The organism is Streptomyces swartbergensis (assembly GCF_002148965.1).
In the GTDB taxonomy this organism is placed as follows: domain Bacteria; phylum Actinomycetota; class Actinomycetes; order Streptomycetales; family Streptomycetaceae; genus Streptomyces; species Streptomyces swartbergensis.
In genome coordinates this window covers 1-16,970 of the sequence record NZ_NGFN01000031.1, presented here as the reverse complement: position 1 = coordinate 16,970, position 16,970 = coordinate 1, and the positions used below count along the sequence as shown (strand labels likewise).

At 70.6% G+C, this 16,970-nt stretch carries 17 protein-coding genes and 1 pseudogene; 10 read left to right on the top strand and 8 right to left on the bottom strand.

The window, feature by feature from the left end:
* Positions 1–54: 54 nt before the first annotated feature.
* From CA983_RS07945 to CA983_RS07925, 5 genes are read left to right on the top strand one after another with little or no spacing between them, the layout of a single operon-like run.
* Positions 55–1,041 (top strand): carbohydrate ABC transporter permease, encoded by a 987-nt coding sequence (locus CA983_RS07945; RefSeq protein WP_086600161.1) that lies wholly within the window; start codon positions 55–57, stop codon positions 1,039–1,041.
* A complete protein-coding gene (locus CA983_RS07940) occupies positions 1,038–1,877 on the top strand; it encodes a carbohydrate ABC transporter permease (protein ID WP_086600160.1) in 840 nt (279 codons plus the stop codon). The genes CA983_RS07945 and CA983_RS07940 overlap by 4 nt, the downstream gene beginning before the upstream one ends.
* Before the next feature lie 9 nt (positions 1,878–1,886).
* Positions 1,887–3,461 (top strand): glycoside hydrolase family 3 protein, encoded by a 1,575-nt coding sequence (locus CA983_RS07935; RefSeq protein ID WP_086600159.1) that lies wholly within the window; start codon positions 1,887–1,889, stop codon positions 3,459–3,461.
* A gap of 30 nt (positions 3,462–3,491) precedes the next feature.
* Positions 3,492–3,740 (top strand): helix-turn-helix transcriptional regulator, encoded by a 249-nt coding sequence (locus tag CA983_RS07930; RefSeq protein WP_086600158.1) that lies wholly within the window; start codon positions 3,492–3,494, stop codon positions 3,738–3,740.
* Positions 3,737–4,282, top strand: a complete 546-nt coding sequence (locus CA983_RS07925; RefSeq protein ID WP_086600157.1) for a hypothetical protein — start codon at positions 3,737–3,739, stop codon at positions 4,280–4,282. Before CA983_RS07930 ends, CA983_RS07925 begins: the two co-directional genes overlap by 4 nt.
* Here the strand turns inward: CA983_RS07925 and nagB are convergent.
* A complete protein-coding gene (nagB, locus tag CA983_RS07920; RefSeq protein ID WP_086600156.1) occupies positions 4,279–5,064 on the bottom strand; it encodes a glucosamine-6-phosphate deaminase in 786 nt (261 codons plus the stop codon). The genes CA983_RS07925 and nagB overlap by 4 nt on opposite strands.
* A gap of 249 nt (positions 5,065–5,313) precedes the next feature.
* Between nagB and CA983_RS07915 the strand changes: the two genes are divergently transcribed.
* Positions 5,314–6,384, top strand: a complete 1,071-nt coding sequence (locus tag CA983_RS07915; RefSeq protein ID WP_086600155.1) for an SIS domain-containing protein — start codon at positions 5,314–5,316, stop codon at positions 6,382–6,384.
* Between the two features lie 87 nt (positions 6,385–6,471).
* Here CA983_RS07915 and CA983_RS07910 read toward each other — a convergent pair whose 3' ends face one another.
* The gene (locus CA983_RS07910; protein ID WP_086600154.1) at positions 6,472–7,224 is read right to left on the bottom strand and encodes an SDR family oxidoreductase; all 753 of its coding nucleotides are present in this window, start codon (positions 7,222–7,224) and stop codon (positions 6,472–6,474) included.
* Between the two features lie 97 nt (positions 7,225–7,321).
* On the opposite strand from CA983_RS07910, the gene CA983_RS07905 reads away from it, so the two are divergent.
* Positions 7,322–8,038 (top strand): TetR/AcrR family transcriptional regulator, encoded by a 717-nt coding sequence (locus tag CA983_RS07905; protein ID WP_244206724.1) that lies wholly within the window; start codon positions 7,322–7,324, stop codon positions 8,036–8,038.
* Between the two features lie 439 nt (positions 8,039–8,477).
* A complete protein-coding gene (locus CA983_RS07900; RefSeq protein WP_086600153.1) occupies positions 8,478–9,944 on the top strand; it encodes a sensor histidine kinase in 1,467 nt (488 codons plus the stop codon).
* A gap of 208 nt (positions 9,945–10,152) precedes the next feature.
* On the opposite strand, the gene CA983_RS07895 is transcribed toward CA983_RS07900, so the two are convergent.
* Together CA983_RS07895 and CA983_RS07890 are read right to left on the bottom strand one after the other, a co-directional pair.
* Positions 10,153–10,410 (bottom strand): WhiB family transcriptional regulator, encoded by a 258-nt coding sequence (locus tag CA983_RS07895; RefSeq protein WP_003992873.1) that lies wholly within the window; start codon positions 10,408–10,410, stop codon positions 10,153–10,155.
* 321 nt (positions 10,411–10,731) lie between these two features.
* Positions 10,732–11,700, bottom strand: a complete 969-nt coding sequence (locus CA983_RS07890; RefSeq protein ID WP_086600152.1) for a diacylglycerol/lipid kinase family protein — start codon at positions 11,698–11,700, stop codon at positions 10,732–10,734.
* Between the two features lie 116 nt (positions 11,701–11,816).
* On the opposite strand from CA983_RS07890, the gene CA983_RS07885 reads away from it, so the two are divergent.
* Positions 11,817–12,257 (top strand): hypothetical protein, encoded by a 441-nt coding sequence (locus tag CA983_RS07885; RefSeq protein WP_086600183.1) that lies wholly within the window; start codon positions 11,817–11,819, stop codon positions 12,255–12,257.
* 3 nt (positions 12,258–12,260) lie between these two features.
* On the opposite strand, the pseudogene CA983_RS07880 reads toward CA983_RS07885, so the two are convergent.
* The 3 genes and pseudogenes from CA983_RS07880 to CA983_RS07870 form a co-directional block, all read right to left on the bottom strand.
* Positions 12,261–13,397, bottom strand: a pseudogene (locus CA983_RS07880) (RNA polymerase sigma factor SigF).
* A 17-nt stretch (positions 13,398–13,414) separates the two neighbouring features.
* Positions 13,415–13,828, bottom strand: a complete 414-nt coding sequence (locus CA983_RS07875) for an ATP-binding protein (protein ID WP_003992877.1) — start codon at positions 13,826–13,828, stop codon at positions 13,415–13,417.
* A 260-nt stretch (positions 13,829–14,088) separates the two neighbouring features.
* Positions 14,089–14,349, bottom strand: coding sequence for a UBP-type zinc finger domain-containing protein (locus tag CA983_RS07870; protein ID WP_086600151.1), 261 nt, complete (start codon positions 14,347–14,349; stop codon positions 14,089–14,091).
* 62 nt (positions 14,350–14,411) lie between these two features.
* On the opposite strand from CA983_RS07870, the gene CA983_RS07865 reads away from it, so the two are divergent.
* Positions 14,412–16,010: a Na+/H+ antiporter gene (locus CA983_RS07865; protein ID WP_086600150.1), complete on the top strand. Its 1,599-nt coding sequence runs from the start codon at positions 14,412–14,414 to the stop codon at positions 16,008–16,010.
* Positions 16,011–16,049: 39 nt separating this feature from the next.
* Here CA983_RS07865 and CA983_RS07860 read toward each other — a convergent pair whose 3' ends face one another.
* Complete coding sequence (locus CA983_RS07860) at positions 16,050–16,958, bottom strand: 1-aminocyclopropane-1-carboxylate deaminase/D-cysteine desulfhydrase (RefSeq protein ID WP_086600182.1); 909 nt, start codon at positions 16,956–16,958, stop codon at positions 16,050–16,052.
* Positions 16,959–16,970 lie beyond the last annotated feature (12 nt).

The following is a 16,970-nucleotide window of genomic DNA, read 5'->3' as shown; positions in this document are numbered from 1 at the left end:
CACGGGCGGAGCCCCGCCCTCCGTACGAACTGAGGGACCGCCGAGGAGCGCGCGATGAGTGCCGCAGACACCACCACCCCCGTCAAGGTGCCGCCACCGCGGCAGGCACCGCCATCTCCCGCCGATGAGCCGCCACGGGCCAACCGGCCGTCGGGCGGGACCGCGGTCCCCTGGCTGCTGCTCGCGCCCTGCCTGCTGATCCTGGCCCTGGTCATGGGCTATCCGCTGGCCCGTCTGGTCACCCTGTCCTTCCAGAAGTTCGGGCAGTCCCAGCTGTGGGGCTTCCAGCCGGCCGAGTCGGTCGGCTTCGACAACTTCGCGAAGGTGCTGGGCGACGGCGAGTTCTGGACCGTCGTGGTCCGCACGATCGTCTTCGCCGCCGGGGCCGTCGTCTTCACGATGGTGATCGGCATGGCGATCGCCCTGCTCCTCCAGCGGGTCTCCGGCTGGCTGAAGGTGCTCATCAACATCGTTCTGGTGGCCAGCTGGGGCATGCCCGTCATCGTGGCGACCACGGTCTTCAAGTGGCTCTTCGACTCGGACTACGGCGTCTTCAACGCGCTGCTCAGCAAGTTGCCCGGCGTCGAGATGATCGGCCACAACTGGTTCGCGAGCGGGCCGGAGGGCCTGGCCGTGATCATGCTGCTGGTGGTGTGGGGAGCCGTGCCGTTCGTGGTCATCACACTCAGCGCGGGCCTCACCCAGGTGCCCAAGGAGCTGGAGGAGGCGGCCCGCCTGGACGGCGCCGGCTCCTGGGGCGTCTTCCGTTATGTCACCCTGCCCGTCCTCAAGCCGATCATCGTGATGCTCACGACCCTGTCGGTCATCTGGGACATGGGCGTCTTCCCCCAGGTGTTCGTGATGCGCAACGGCCACCCCGAGCCGGAGTTCCAGGTCCTCAACACCTACTCCTACGACCGGGCGTTCGTGGTCAACGACTACGCCCAGGGCTCGGCCATCGCGCTGATCACCGTCCTGCTGCTGCTCGGCGTGGTCGCCGTCTACATGCGGCAGATGCTGAAGATCGGAGAGGTCGAATGAGCAGCACGCTGACCGGCCGCCGGGCGCCGAAGCTCTGGTGGAACGTCCTCGGCCTCCTGGTCTTCGTCACCGCGGGCTTCCCGCTGTACTGGATGCTCAACACGGCGTTCAAGCCCGCCAAGGACGCCATCGACCCGGATCCGAGCCTGCTGCCGACCGGCATCACCTTCGCCAACTTCGGCCGGGCGCTGGACATCGCCGACTTCTGGGGCCCGGTGGGACGCAGCATGGTGGTGTCGCTGGCGGTGGTCGTCATCGGCATGGCCGTGGGGCTGCTGGCCGCGCTCGCCATCTCCCGCTTCGCCTTCCGCGGCCGCAAGATCGTGATCGTGGGCATCCTCGCGGTCCAGATGGTCCCCCTGGTCGCCATGATCATCCCGGTGTTCCTGCTGCTCAACGACCTGGGCCAGTACGACCGGCTGACCGGCCTCATCATCACGTACCTGACCTTCATCCTCCCGTTCACCGTGTGGACGCTGAGGGGCTTCATCGTCAACATCCCGAAGGAACTGGAGGAGGCGGCCATGGTCGACGGCTGCTCCCGCACGGGCGCCTTCCTCCGGGTCGTCTTCCCGCTCCTGGCCCCCGGCATGGTCGCCACCTCGGTCTACGGTTTCATCCAGGCCTGGAACGAGTACCTGTACGCCCTGATGCTGCTCAGCCAGAAGAACCAGACGGCGACCGTCTGGCTCGGCAACTTCACCACCAAGCACGGCACCGAATACGCCCCGATGATGGCCGGCGCCACGATGATGGCCGTGCCGATCGTCGCCCTCTTCCTCCTCGTCCAGCGCAAGATGGCCGCGGGCCTGACCGCGGGCGCCGTGAAGGGATGACCCCACCCCATGACGACACTCGCCAGCGGTACCGACACGCTCACCCGTGACGCCCTGACCGTTCTCCAGCCCGGCTTCACCGGAACCACCGCCCCGGACTGGCTGCTGCGCCGGCTCGGCGAGGGCCTCGCCTCCGTCGGCCTGTTCGGCCGCAACATCGCCTCGCCCGGCCAACTGGCCGCGCTGACCGCGCAACTGCGGGCCGAGCGCGACGACGTCCTGGTCGCGATCGACGAGGAAGGCGGTGACGTGACGCGCCTGGAGGTGCGGACCGGCTCCTCCTTCCCGGGCAACCACGCTCTCGGCGCGGTGGACGACGTGGAGCTGACGCGCGAGGTCGCCCACGAACTGGGCCGCCGTCTCGCGGCCTGCGGGGTGAACCTCAACTGGGCCCCGTCCGCCGACGTGAACTCCGACCCGCGCAACCCGGTGATCGGTGTCCGATCCTTCGGCGCCGACACCGAACTGGCCGCCCGGCACACCGCTGCCTATGTGACGGGCCTCCAGTCCGCCGGAGTCGCCGCCTGCACCAAGCACTTCCCCGGCCACGGAGACACGGCCGTCGACTCCCACCACGCCCTCCCGCGCATCGACGTCCCCGCGGACGTGCTGACCGACCGCGAGCTGGCCCCGTTCCGCGCGGCCATCGCCGCCGGCAGCCGGGCCGTGATGAGCGCCCACATCCTGGTCCCGGCCCTGGACCCCGACCGCCCGGCCACCCTCTCCCGCCGCATCCTGACCGGCCTGCTGCGCGGCGAACTCGGCTACGACGGCCTCATCGTCACCGACGGCATGGAGATGCGGGCCATCGCGGGCACCTACGGCATCGAACGCGGCAGCGTCCTCGCCGTCGCCGCCGGTGCCGACGCGATCTGCGTGGGCGGCGGCCTGGCCGACGACGAGACCGTACGGCGCCTGCGGGACGCCCTGGTCACGGCGGTACGCGCGGGTGAACTGCCGGGGGACCGCCTGGCCGAGGCCGCGGACCGGGTCCGGGCGCTGTCCCGCTGGGCGAGCACGGCCGACCGCGTACCCGAGGAGACCCGAGGCAGCGAGATCGGCCTGCACGCCGCCCGCCGCGCCCTCACGGTCACCGCCGCCCCGGGCCTGGGCAGCCCGGAGACCTTCGAGCCCCTCACCGAACCGCCCTACGTCGCCGCCCTCACCCCCGTCGCCAACATCGCGGTGGGCGACGAGACCCCCTGGGGCATCGCCGCGGAACTCGTCCACCTCCTGCCGGGCACGGTGACGGGCAGCTTCTCCGCCGAGGACGGCGAGGAGGAGAACGGCAGGGTGGAGGACGGCGAGGTGGCGGACGGCAAGGTGAGCGATGCCGGTGAGCGCGCCGGACGGGCGGCCCTTCAGGCGGCCGGTGCGCGCCGCATCGTCGCCGTCGTCCGCGACGAACACCGCCACCCCTGGATGGCGTCGGCCCTAGACACCCTGCTGGCCGCCCGCCCCGACACCATCGTGGTCGAAATGGGCGTCCCCCAGGCCGCACCCCGCGGCGCCCTGCACATCGCCACCCACGGCGCGGCCCGCGTCTGCGGCCGGGCGGCGGCCGAGGTGATCGCCGGGTTGTAAAGCTACCTCCGGATGTAGTACTTCTTATACATGAGCGAGCAGGTGCACAACAGGTTGGCCATGGTGCGCGCCGAACGGAAGGTGTCGCGCCAGAGCCTGGCCGAGGCAGTGGGAGCCCACTACCAGACCATCGGCTACATCGAGCGAGGGCAGTACAACCCGAGCCTCGACCTGGCACTGAAGATCTCGAAGTTCTTCGATCTGCCGGTCGAGGCCCTGTTCTCCCTCGAACCGTTCCGGCCGCTCACGGACGAGGTCTACGGGAGGAACCAGCCATGACGACGACACGCCTGACCCGCTACGACCGGAGCATGCTGCGGCTCATGAACGACCGTCGCGGCCAGGCCTGGTACGCCACGGCGGCACGCCGACGTCTGGCCGTCGCCGCGCACATCACCCTCACCGTGGCCATCGGCGCACTGATGACCCACTTCTTCCTCGCCGAGGGTGAGCCGCTGTGGCCCGTCGCCGCGATGGCGGTGCTGCTGCTTCCCTGGATGGTCGCGACCGGGATCATCAACGGCGCCACCCGGGGCCTGCTGGAGCTGCGCGAACACGTACTGGACGAGCGGCAGTCGGCCGAGCGCAGCCGCGTCCTGGCCCGGGCCCACCGCATGACCACGCTGCTCCTGGCCGCGACGGCGGTCGCCCTGCTGATCGCAGGCGGAGTCGACGGCAATGCCCCGAAGGCCTACGCGGCACCCCTCCTCATCGCCGTCCTCGTGGTCCACTGGGTCATGCCGCTGTGGGTGGCCGGCCTGCGGGCCGAGGACGAGCCGGCCGAGGACGAGCCTCTTGAGGCAGGGGCGCTCGGCCGCTAGATGCCCTGCCAGTCCGGCTTGTTGGCGTAGGTGTGCCGGAAGTAGTCCGCCAGCTTCAGCTTCGACGCGGCGGCCTCGTCGACAACGACGGTCGCATGCGGGTGGAGCTGGAGCGCGGAGGCGGGGCACACCGCGGCGACCGGCCCCTCCACCGTCGCCGCGACCGCGTCCGCCTTGCCCTCACCGGTGGCGAGCAGCACCAGGTGGCGGGCCTCCAGGATCGTGCCGATGCCCTGCGTGATCACGTGGTGCGGCACCCGCTCGATATCGCCGTCGAAGAAGCGCGCGTTGTCGATCCGGGTCTGCTCGGTCAGCGTCTTGATCCGTGTCCGCGACGCCAGCGACGAACACGGCTCGTTGAACCCTATGTGCCCGTCGGTCCCGATCCCGAGCAGCTGAAGGTCCACACCCCCGGCGTCCACGAGCGCCTGGTCGTAGGCCTCGCACGCCCCCGGCACGTCCTCGGCCGTGCCGTCCGGCCCCATGAACTGGTCCATCCCGATCCCCAGCGGCTCCAGCACCTCACGCCGCAGCACCGAGCGGTACGACTCCGGATGGTCGGCAGGCAGCCCCACGTACTCGTCGAGCTGGGCTATCCGCGCCCGCGCGGCCTCCACGGCACCGGACCGCACCTTGGCCGCCAGCGCCTCGTACACGGGCAGCGGCGTCGAGCCGGTCGCCACGCCGAGCAGGGCGTCGGGCTTGCGCCGGAGCAGCTGAGCCATGGCCTCGGCGATGAGCTCGCCGCCCGCCTTGGCGTCCGGAACGATGACAACTTCCACGCTGGGCCTGCCGATCTGAGAGGGATGCTCAACTGGGACGGGACCCGGGAGGGGTCGTGTGGTTTAGACCAATCTAACAGAGCGGTGGCGTCGCTCCCAGGGTGAATGCCGCCGGTCCCACAGGGGCAGCGGCCCGGTGCCGGCCAGGTCTCCGGCAGGTGAACAGCGCCGGTCCCGCGTGGGCGTTCCGCGGCGCGGGGGAGTGGAATGGGAGCTGCATCCGCCCGCGTCCCCGGAAGGAACCCCGCCATGACCGCCGCCACTCCGGACACCCTCAGCGAGCGCCCGGGCCGGATCATGGCCCGGGAGATGGCGGAGCAGCCCGCCGTCCTGCGCCGGATCCTGGCCGACGGCGCCCCCGCCATCCGGGACGTGGCACGGCGGATCGCCGCCCGTGCTCCCCGCTTCGTCCTGCTGACCGCCCGCGGCACCTCCGACAACGCCGCCCTCTACGCCAAGTACCTCCTGGAGATCCGGCTCGGCCTGCCCTGCGGCCTCACCTCCATGTCCACCACCACGGCCTACGGCGCCCGGCCCGACCTCACGGACGTCCTGGTCGTCACCGTCAGTCAGTCCGGCGGCTCTCCGGACCTGGTCGCCTCGACCCGGGCCGCCCGCGAGGCCGACGCGATCACGCTCGCCGTCACCAACAATCCGGACTCACCGCTCGCCGGCGTCTCCGAGTACCACATCGACATCATGGCCGGACCGGAGAAGGCCCTCCCCGCGACCAAGACGTACACCGCCTCCCTCCTCGCGCTCTACCTGTTCGTCGAGGGCCTGCGCGGCGGCGACGGCGCGCCCGCCCAGGTGCTGCCGGACCTCGCCGAGCAGCTGCTCGCCCGGCAGGACGAGGTGCGTACCCTCGCCGCCCGCTACCGCTTCGCCGAGCGCATGGTGATCACCTCACGCGGCTACGGCTACCCCACGGCCAAGGAGGCCGCCCTCAAGCTGATGGAGACCAGCTACATACCCGCCCTGTCCTACTCCGGCGCCGACCTGCTGCACGGACCGCTCGCCATGGTCGACAACGTCTCCCCGGTCATCGCCGTGGTCACCGACGGCAAGGGCGGCGAAGCGCTCCAGCCGGTCCTCGACCGGCTGCGCGGCCGAGGTGCCGACCTGGTCGTCATCGGCCCCAGGCATCAAGTCGAGCAGACGTCGGCCGGCTTCGCCCTGCCGACGGACGACGTGGCCGAGGAGGTCCAGCCCGTCCTGGAGATCATTCCCCTCCAGCTCCTGGCCTACGAGGTCACCATCGCCCGCGGCCAGGACCCGGACGCCCCTCGCGCGCTGGCGAAGGTGACGCCGACTCGCTGAGGCCGGGGCGGGGTGATGGTGACTGGCTGATGACAGGGGCAGGGCGATGGACACTCGCCTGGATCCCCCGGCTACGTGCCGACGCCCCTACGTGAGCGAACCCCCCGTCACATCAACCCAGCTCCCCGTGACCCACCGGCCCCCGTCCGAGACCAGGAACGCCACCACGTCGGCGACTTCGGCCGGCTCGCCCACCCCGCCCAGCGCCGATATCGCCGCGGCCTTCGCCCAGCCGTCGGCAGTGCCCCGCAGCAACCGGGCCGTGTTGTCCGTGTCGATGATCCCCGGCGCCACCGAGTTCACCGTGATGCCCCGAGGGCCCAGTACCTTGGACAGGTCCCGTGAGAGGACGTCCAGGGCGCCCTTCGTCATCGCGTACGCCATGTTGTCCGGCATCACGGCGGTCCGGGCCAAGCCCGACGAGATGTTGACGACCCGGCCGCCGTCCCGCAGCCGGCTCATGCCGTGCTTGAGGATGAAGAGCGGCGCCTTCACGTTCACCGCGAAGACCTTGTCGTACTCCTGCTCGTCCAGCTCCTGGATCGGCCGCGTGTTGCCGATCCCCGCGTTGTTCACCAGGATGTCCAGCCCGTCCGCGTGCCGGTCGAACTCCGCCCACAGCGCCTCGGCGTCCCCCGGCACGCCCAGCTCCATACCCACCGCGAACGCCGAGCCGCCCGCCGCCTCGATCGCCGCGACCGTCTCCTTCGCCGCCGTCTCGTTCCTGCCGTAGTGCACCCCGACCCGCGCGCCGTCGCGGCCCAGCCGCTCGGCGATCCCTCGCCCGATGCCCCTGCTCGCCCCGGTGACGAGTGCCGTCCTGCCCGTGAGCACGCCCATGGCGGCGCCCCTTTCACATTTCCCTAGTGGTCGCTACAGAAATGACCGTACCGCACCCCGCCGACATTTCTCTAGTGCCCGCTATAAAATGCACTCCATGGTGAACGACGACGGGACCATGAGGGCCGAGGGGCGCGGGGCCGTGGAGGCCGAGAGGCCCGGAATCGCGGAGGCCGAGAGGCTCGGAGCCTCGACGGGCAAGGTCAAGCGGAGGCCTCGCGGCCGCCCCCGCTCCTTCGATCGCGAGACGGCACTGGAGAAGGCGCTCCTGGCCTTCTGGGAGCACGGCTACGAGGCCACGTCCGTCTCCGACCTCACCCGCGTCATGGACATCGGTGCGCCCAGCCTCTACGCGGCCTTCGGCGACAAGCGGTCCCTCTTCGAGGAGGTCGTGCAGGTCTACGGCACGAGGTACGGCTCGTTCACCGACCGGGCCCTCGCCGAGGAGCCCACCGCCCGGGCCGCCGTCGAGCGCGTGCTGCGCGAGGCCGCCACCGCGTACACGGAAGCCGGCCACCCGCACGGCTGCCTCGTCGTCCACGCCGCCGCGAACTGCTCGACGCCCGAGGTCGAACAGTCGCTGCGGGACCGCCGCAACGCCAACATCGCCGCGTTCGAGAGCCGCATCAGAGCCGATGTCGCCGCCGGCGTGCTGCCCCCGGGCACCGACGCCGCCGCCCTGGCCCGCCATACCGGAGCGATGATCCAGGGCATGTCGCAACAGGCGCGGGACGGGGCGAGCCGGGAGGAACTGGAGGCGGTCGCGGAAATTGCCATGTCCATCTGGCCCCGCACAGGAACCCACACGGGTTAGGCTGCGTGGAGGACGCCAGTGCGTCCGATCAGTCGGAGAACTAACAGCAACGAACAGCCTCCAACGCATGGACACCTACGAGTGGTCTAGTCCACAATGCGTGATGAGAGCGCGTGTGAAGCGCGCACCAGCCTCCGCCTTCCCCGCACAGGAAGGCGGACAGAGGAACCGAGGCTCTCTGCCCTGACTGCCCCGGCTCCTCGTCCTTCGGCCGACCGGGACCGCACACCCCACGGCCGATACTGCTCCGGGCTGCGGTGCCGGGAGGGTTGAGGGTCCCTCCCAGGCGCCGCGGCCCGCGGGTGTTTCAGGACCCCGTCTGCGAGGACCCCTCTCTGTGAGGGCCCGTACGAATCTGTGAGGGCCCGTACGAATCTGTGAGGGCCCATACATTTCAGAGCCGTACAAACCCCCGGGTACGCTCGCTCACGTGCCCTCCATGAACGAACTCGTACGCCAGCACACCGCCCTCGACGACACGGATCTCGAGTGGCTCCACCTGCTGGTCTCGGAGTGGCAGCTGCTCTCCGACCTCTCCTTCGCCGACCTGGTGCTGTGGGTCCCCACCAGCGACGGCACGCGGTACGTGTCCGTCGCGCAGATGCGGCCCAACACCGGTCCCACGTCCTACCAGGACGACATGGTGGGCCACCTCGTCCCGCGTGGCCGCCGCCCGATGCTCGACGCCGCCCTCGACGAGGGCCGCATCGTGCGCGAGGGGGACCCCGAGTGGCGGGAAGAGGTCCCCGTCCGGGTCGAGTCGATCCCGGTGCGGCGGGAGGGACGCGTCCTCGGCGTCATCGCGCGCAACACCAATCTCCTGACCGTGCGCACGCCGAGCCGCTTGGAGCTCACCTACCTCCAGAGCGCCTCCGACCTCGCGCAGATGATCGCGGCCGGCGCCTTCCCGTTCGCGAACCAGCAGCTCGACATGGATGCCTCGCCCCGGGTGGGTGACGGACTGGTCCGGCTCGACGCCGACGGCATCGTCCAGTACGCCTCCCCGAACGCGCTGTCCGCCTACCACCGCCTCGGCCTCGCCTCCGACCTCGTCGGCCAGCACCTGGGCAAGACCACCGCCGAACTCGCCCCGACCCTGGGACCGGTGGACGAAGCGCTCGCCAAGGTCGCCAGCGGCTGGGCGCCCCGCGAGTTCGAGATCGAGGCCACCGACGGGGTCATCCAGTTCCGCGCGATCCCCCTCAAGCCCAAGGGCACCCGCATCGGCTCGCTGGTCCTCCTCCGTGACGTCACCGAGCTCCGCCGCCGCGAGCGCGAATTGATCACCAAGGACGCGACGATCCGGGAGATCCACCACCGCGTCAAGAACAACCTCCAGACGGTGGCGGCCCTGCTCCGCCTCCAGGCCCGGCGCATCGAATCCGACCGCGGCCGCGAGGCCCTGGAGGAGGCGGTGCGACGCGTCGGATCGATTGCGATCGTGCACGAGACGCTCTCCCAGAACCTGGACGAGCGCGTGGAGTTCGACGACATCGCCGACCGCGTCCTGGCGATGGTCGCGGAGATCTCCCCGGGCAAGGTCACGGGCCGGCGCACCGGCCGCTTCGGCATCCTCGACGCCGAGGTCGCCACCCCGCTGTCGATGGTGCTGACCGAGGTTCTGCAGAACGCGCTGGAGCACGGCTTCCGCGAGGGCGACACCGGCACGGTCGAGGTGTCGGCGGTCCGCGGCGGTACGACCAAGGAGGCCCGCCTGCTGGTCACCGTCCAGGACGACGGTGTCGGTCTGCCGGACGGCTTCGATCCGCAGACCGCGGGCAACCTCGGCCTCCAGATCGTACGGACCCTGGTGGAGGGCGAGTTGGGCGGAACGTTCGACATGGTCCCGGCCCCGGAGCGCGGCACGCGCGTGATCCTGGACATCCCGGTGCCGACGCGGAAGTAGGCAACGCCCATCCGGATCCGGCCCTGAAAAGCATTGAGCCCCGGGCCACCAAGTGGCCCGGGGCTAAAGCTCGTTGCTGCTTAACTCAAGCGCATCGGGGGAACTGCGCGCTGCGGCTCGGGGGCGGGAGATGCGTACTCGCTGTCAACGGAGTAATGCCGACAGGCACACGCGCCGCCAAGCTCAGGCTGTCAGCAGGGGTGGGTTGTCAGGCGGAGGCCTGACGGGCCCGGTTGCGGGCGGCGCGGCGCTTCATGGCGCGGCGCTCGTCCTCGCTGAGACCACCCCAGACGCCGGAGTCCTGGCCGGACTCAAGCGCCCACTGCAGACACTGCTCGATCACCGGGCAGCGACGGCAGACGGCCTTGGCTTCCTCGATCTGCAGCAGCGCAGGACCGGTGTTGCCGATGGGGAAGAAGAGCTCGGGGTCTTCCTCGCGGCAAACGGCGTTGTGACGCCAGTCCATGGCTGCTACCTCTCCTTGGTATTACGTGCAGGGATGCTTGTGAATGTGAACGCTTTCACGAATCCCTCAACAAGTGAAGGGCCGACCGCCAGGTTCCCTGGCGTGGGTCCTGTGAATTGAAGAGGGGTTCTGGTGATCAGTGGAGGCCGATGTTGCGGGCCGTCCCGATCGCCACGTAGAGACTCGCAAACCTCAGCGGCGGATACAACCCCTTCTGGAAAGTTTTTTTTGATTCTTCGGTGTCGACTAGGTCACAGCCGTACTTCCATGGGGTGGACCCTGGCCTAAACGTTCGAGTGAAAGGACTTTAGCCAGTTCTGCTCACACAATCACACGCAGTGCACGGCGTACGCCTGTGAACGTCACGCTTGTTCGCAGGCCCAGGTGGTCACCGTCCATCTGGAGGGGGAGCGGCGCCTTCGAATGCAAGGTGAACTCGGTCAAATCGTGCAGAGAGGTGGCGTGCTTGCCACGGGGTCCGCGCTCAGGGGACGAAGTGAGCAACTGGGTGCCATACCGGGCAACGGCCGCGGTGGACAGCCGACTGAGACCGAAGAGATCGAGGCCGGTATCGAACGAGGCCTTAGGTGCCGCGTAGATCGGGCGATTCCCCAGAAACGTCCACGGGGAGGTGTTCGAGACTATGGACAGCACCAGATCGGTGATCGGATCCTCGCCGGCCCGCTCCAGCGTGATCGTGCCGTGCCGGCGGTTCGGTTCGCCCAGGAGCTGGCGCACGACCTGGCGTACGTAAAGAGCGTGTGTGGATTTCCGGCCGCGCTCGCGGTGCTGCTCGACCCGGCCGACCACCCCGGCGTCGAAGCCGAGTCCCGCGTTGAAGGTGAACCAGCGGGAGGGCACCGCCTCGTCCTCCGTGCCCGGCGTGCCGGAGGCCAGGCCCAGGCCGACGGTGCGTTCACTGCCGTCGCGCAGGGCGTCCAGCAGGGCGCCGGTGGCTTCCACCGCGTCGTTGGGCAGGCCCAGGGCGCGGGCGAAGACATTGGTGGAGCCGCCCGGGACCACGGCGAGACGGGGGAGGTGTCTCGGGGCGGGGCCCGCGTGCAGGAGGCCGTTGACGACCTCGTTGACCGTGCCGTCGCCGCCGAGGGCCACCACGAGGTCGATGTCGTCGCTCTCCGCCGCGTGCCGGCCCAGGTCGCGCGCGTGACCGCGGTACTCGGTGGTGACCGCTTCCAGCTTCATCTCACTGGCGAGCGCGTGGATCAGTACGTCGCGGGTGCGCGCACTTGTGGTGGTTGCCGCCGGATTGACCACGAGAAGTGCACGCATGACTGGCAGCGTACCTACTGGGTGGTACCTGGCCCATACCGAGGTAGGGATCGGGTAAGAGACCGGGGGTGAACCTCGCCAAGAGGGGCGCGTACGACCAGGGCTACTCTTCAGGGGTGAGCAGTGAGCAGACCCCCACCACCCCGGAGAACACCGGCCCCCGCCCGCGCCGGCTGACGTACGCCGCGCTGCTGTCAGCACTGGAGGGGCTCGCGCTGGTCATCGGCGGCGTCTGGATGCTCGTCCTCGGGATCACCGGCGAGCCGGACGACCGGCAGCAGGCCGTGACCGGGGGCGTCACGCTTGTCGTGCTCGCGCTGCTGCCGCTGCTCGCCGCGCGCGGGCTGCTCGGCCGCCGCAGCTGGAGCCGCGGCCCGGCCGTCATCACCCAGCTCATGGCGCTGCCCGTGGCCTACAACCTGCTCCAGGCCGACAGCATGGCCATTCCGGCCGGGATCGCCCTCGCAGTCGTGGCCGTAGCGGCGCTCGTCCTGCTCGTGAACCCCGAGACGACCCGGGCCCTCGGGATCCGCGGGCCCGGCAACGTACAAAAGTAGCCGTCACTCCTCGACGAGGAGCTTCTCCCGAAGCTGGGCCAGGGTGCGCGCCAGCAGCCGCGAGACGTGCATCTGAGAGATGCCGACCTCCTGCGCGATCTGCGACTGGGTCATGTTGCCGAAGAAACGCAGCAGCAGGATCCGCTTCTCGCGCGGCGGGAGATCCTCCAGCAGCGGCTTGAGGGACTCCCGGTACTCCACGCCCTCCAGCGCCTCGTCCTCCGCGCCGAGGGTGTCGGCGACCGCCGGGGACTCGTCGTCGGTGTCGGGGACGTCCAGGGACAGCGTGGAGTACGCGTTGGCGGACTCCAGGCCCTCCAGGACCTCCTCCTCGGAGATCGCCAGCTTCTCGGCGAGCTCGTGGACCGTGGGAGAGCGGCCGTGCAGCTGCGACAGCTCGGCCGTGGCCGTGGTCAGCGAAAGACGCAGCTCCTGGAGCCGGCGCGGGACGCGCACCGCCCAGCCCTTGTCGCGGAAATGCCGCTTGATCTCGCCCACGACCGTCGGGGTCGCGTACGTGGAGAACTCCACGCCGCGGTCCGGGTCGAAGCGGTCGACCGACTTGATCAGCCCGATCGTGGCGACCTGGGTGAGGTCGTCGAGCGGCTCCCCGCGGTTGCGGAAGCGGCGTGCGAGATGCTCCACGAGCGGCAGGTGCATACGGACCAGCTGATTGCGCAGCTCCGCGTACTCGGGGCTGCCATTGCTCAGCGTGCGCAGTTTGAGGAACATCTCGCGCGCCCCGCTGCGGTCCGGGGAGCCGTGCGCACCCTGTGCGTGGCGTGCGCGCGGCGCTTCGTCCTCGGAGTGTCGCTAGTGCTAGCTCATCGTCCCGCCCGTCGCCCTTCCCCGAGCCCTCGCCTCCTCCGCCACTCCCGACTGCGCGCGAGTGGGGGGACCCCCCTGGGCAGGAGATGCTGCGATCCCTCCACCCGGAGGCGCGCTCCGTACGGCGTCCTGGTCCCGCTGCCCGCCGCCCGGGAGGACGGCCCCCGCGGAGTCGTCCTCCGGATGCGGGCGGGCCTGCTCGGGGATGCCGTCGATGCCGTCCGCCGTGCGCCGGGCCCCGGCCGGACCGCACGGGTCCATGGCCGTGCCCTCGGCCGGCAGCTCTCGTGTGCCGCGCTCTTCGTCCCGCACCGGCCCGTCCTCTTTCCTCACGCCGGCCCGGGTCCCGCGCCGCGCTGTTTGTAGAGGCTGATCGAAACGGTTTTGTCCTTGTCCACGGCGGAGGAGACCTTGCCCGCGAGAGCGGACAGGACGGTCCAGGCGAAGGTGTCCCGCGAGGGGGCATGACCATCGGTGGTCGGCGCCGAGACGGTGACCTCGAGCGAGTCGTCGACGAGGCGGAAGACACAGCTGAGCACGGAGCCGGGCACGGCCTGCTGAAGCAGGATCGCGCAGGCCTCGTCCACCGCGATGCGCAGGTCCTCGATCTCGTCGAGGGTGAAGTCCAAACGGGCCGCGAGACCGGCCGTGGCCGTACGCAGCACCGACAGGTAGGCACCCGCAGCCGGCAGCCGGACTTCCACGAAGTCCTGCGTCGCGGGCTCGCCTGCGATCTGGGACACCCTCACCTCCATGGTGGTACAAGTGTTTCAGGGCCGAGGGTCGCCCCCCGGGGTAACGCGATACATGGTTCAGCGGTGACGCTACCGCGCTCTCAACGGTCCTGTCCCCGGGACCCCAACCCCTTGCCGTCACTCACAGTAAACCTGTGGATACGCTCCGTGTCTAGAGGTTCTGCGGGCCCAAATGGGAAGAGCGTGCGCCGGGTTGACGTACCCAGACGTCAGACGGTCGAACCGTCCCGCGCCGGGGTCCTGTCGAGTCACACCAGGACATGATCGACGAAGCACCAGCGCCACGTCTCCCCGGGCTCATGGGTCCGCATCACGGGATGCCCGGACTTCTCGTGGTGCTCCGCCGCGTGCCGCCCCGGCGAGGAGTCGCAGCAGCCGACGTGACCGCAGCTCAGGCACAGCCGGAGTTGCACCGGATCCCTGCCCTCCGCCAGGCACTCCGGACACGTCTCGCTGAGCGGGACGGGTTCGGGGTGAGGCAGCGCCTCGGCGTGCGTGCACTGTTTCATGATTGCCAGGTTACGACGGTCGCGCCGAAGACCGCGTGGAAAAAAGAGGGCGGGCGGGAACGATGGACGTGATGCCACTGCTGCTTCTGGTGGCGGGCAGCGCCGCGATCGCCGCGGCGGCCAGGCGCACACCGGTGCCGGCGCCACTGCTGCTGGTGGCGGTCGGGCTGGCGGTCAGTTCCGTCCCCGGGGTGCCGGACTACACCCTCGACCCGCACATCGTCCTGCCGCTCCTGCTGCCCCCACTGCTGCACACGGCCGCCACCGACAGCTCCTACCTCGACCTGCGGGCGCAGCTGCGCCCGGTGGCGCTGCTGTCCGTCGGGTACGTGCTGTTCGCGACCTTCGTCGTCGGCTGGGCCCTGTACCTGATCGTGCCGGACCTGCCGCTGACCGCGGCCCTGGTCTTCGGCGCGGTTGTGGCGCCGCCGGACGCGGTCGCGGCGACGGCCGTGGCCCGCCGGGTCGGGCTGCCGTCGCGGATCACCACGATCCTCCAGGGCGAGTCCCTGCTGAACGACGCCACCGCGATCACCGCCTACCGGGTGGCCCTGGCCGCCGCCGTCGGCGAGGGCGCGACCTGGGCCGGGGGCATCGGCGAGTTCCTGCTCGCGGCGGTCGGCGGCGTCGTGGTCGGGCTCGTGCTGATGGCGCCGATCCACTGGCTGCGCACGCACGTGAAGGAGGCGCTTTTCCAGAACACGCTCTCCCTGCTGACCCCGTTCGTCGCGTACGCCGTCGCCGAGCAGGTGCACGCCTCCGGTGTCATCGCGGTCGTGGTCGTCGCGCTCTACCTGGGACACCGCGCGTGGGAGGTCGACTTCGCCACGCGTCTGCAGGAGGAGGCGGTGTGGAAGATGGTCGCCTTCGTCCTGGAGTCGGCGGTGTTCGCGCTGATCGGACTCCAGCTGCCGGTGGTGCTGAGGGGCCTCGGGGAGTACGAGGGGGTCCTGGCCGCCTGGTACGCGGTCGCCGTCTTCCTGGTGGTCGTCGCGGCCCGGTTCGCGTGGGTGTACCCGGCGACCTTCCTGCCGCGGCTGCTGTCCGCCCGGATCCGGAAGCGGGAGGCGAGTCCGACCTGGAAAGGGCCGTTCGTCGTCGCGTGGGCCGGTATGCGGGGCGTGGTCTCCCTCGCCATCGCCTTCTCGATCCCGCTCACCCTGCACGACGGCGAGGAGCCCTTCCCGCACCGCAACCTCATCCTGTTCCTGACCTTCACGACCGTCATCGGGACGCTGGTCGTGCAGGGGCTGACCCTGCCCCCGCTGATCCGTCTGCTGCGGTTCCCCGGGCGGGACACACAGGCCGAGACACTGGCCGAGGCCAACGCCCAGGCGCAGGCCTCCCGGGCCGCCGAGCGGCGCCTGGACGAACTCCTCGCCGACGAGCGCAACGCCCTGCCCGGGCCGCTCGCCGACCGGCTCCGCACCGTCCTGGAGCGCCGCCGCAACGCCGTCTGGGAACGGCTCGGGCAGGCCAACCCGGTCACCGGGGAGTCCGTCGACGACACCTACCGGCGGCTGTCGGGGGAGATGATCAGCGCCGAGCGCGAGGTGTTCGTCAAGCTCCGGGACGCCCGGTACATCGACGACGAGATGCTCCGGACGCTGCTGCGCAGGCTGGACCTGGAGGAGGCGGCGGCCTTCCGGGAGACGGCGTAGAGGCGGGAGGGGCGGACGGCACGGGCGCGCTGCCGGGCGTCATGGGAAGGGGTGGCCGGTGACCACGGCCGCCACCGTCGTCCCGGGCGGGAAGGCGCCTTCGCCGGCCAGGGCGACGAGTCCGTACAGCAGCTTGGCGACATACAGGCGTTCGACGGGCAGTCCGTGACGGTGCTCGAAGTCCGCGGCGAAGGAGTCGAGCGCGTCGGGCACGCGCGCGTAGCCGCCGAAGTGGAAGCGGTCGTCGAGGCTCCAGGTGCCGCGCGGACCGCCGAAGGCCTGGTGCTGCAAGGCCCTGACGTCGGCGGCCAGGAAGCCGCCCTTGAGGACCGGGACGCCCAGGGCACGTTGCCCGGGGGCGAGGTCGGCGGCCAGTCCCGCCAGTGTGCCGCCGGTGCCGCAGGCCACGGCGACGACATCGGCTTGGCCGTGCAGTTCGGCGCCGAGCGCCCGGCAGCCGCGTACGGCCTCCGCGTTGCTGCCGCCCTCGGGGACGACGTACGCCTCCTCGGCGTCCGCCGCGCGCAGGATCGCGCCCAGGGTCCGCGGCTCGGACTTGCGGCGGTACGTCGCCCTGTCGACGAAGTGCAGCCGCATGCCGTCGGCCGTACAGCGGGTCAGTGAGGGGTTGAGGGGCCGGCCAGCCAGCTCCTCGCCGCGTACGACGCCGACCGTGGGGATGCCGAGCAGCCGGCCGGCCACGGCCGTGGCGCGCAGGTGGTTGGAGTAGGCGCCGCCGAAGGTGACGACGGTACGGCCGGTCGCCGCCGCGAGGTTCGGCGCCAGCTTGCGCCACTTGTTGCCGATCAGCTCCGGGTGGATCAGGTCGTCCCGCTTCAGCACCAGCCGGACGCCGTGACGCTCGAACCGGTCGTCCGCGACCTCCTGCACCGGCGACGGCAGCCGCGGGCGCAGTGCGGCGAATCCGGAGGTGTCGGGGCTGGTCACCGGGCCATTGTC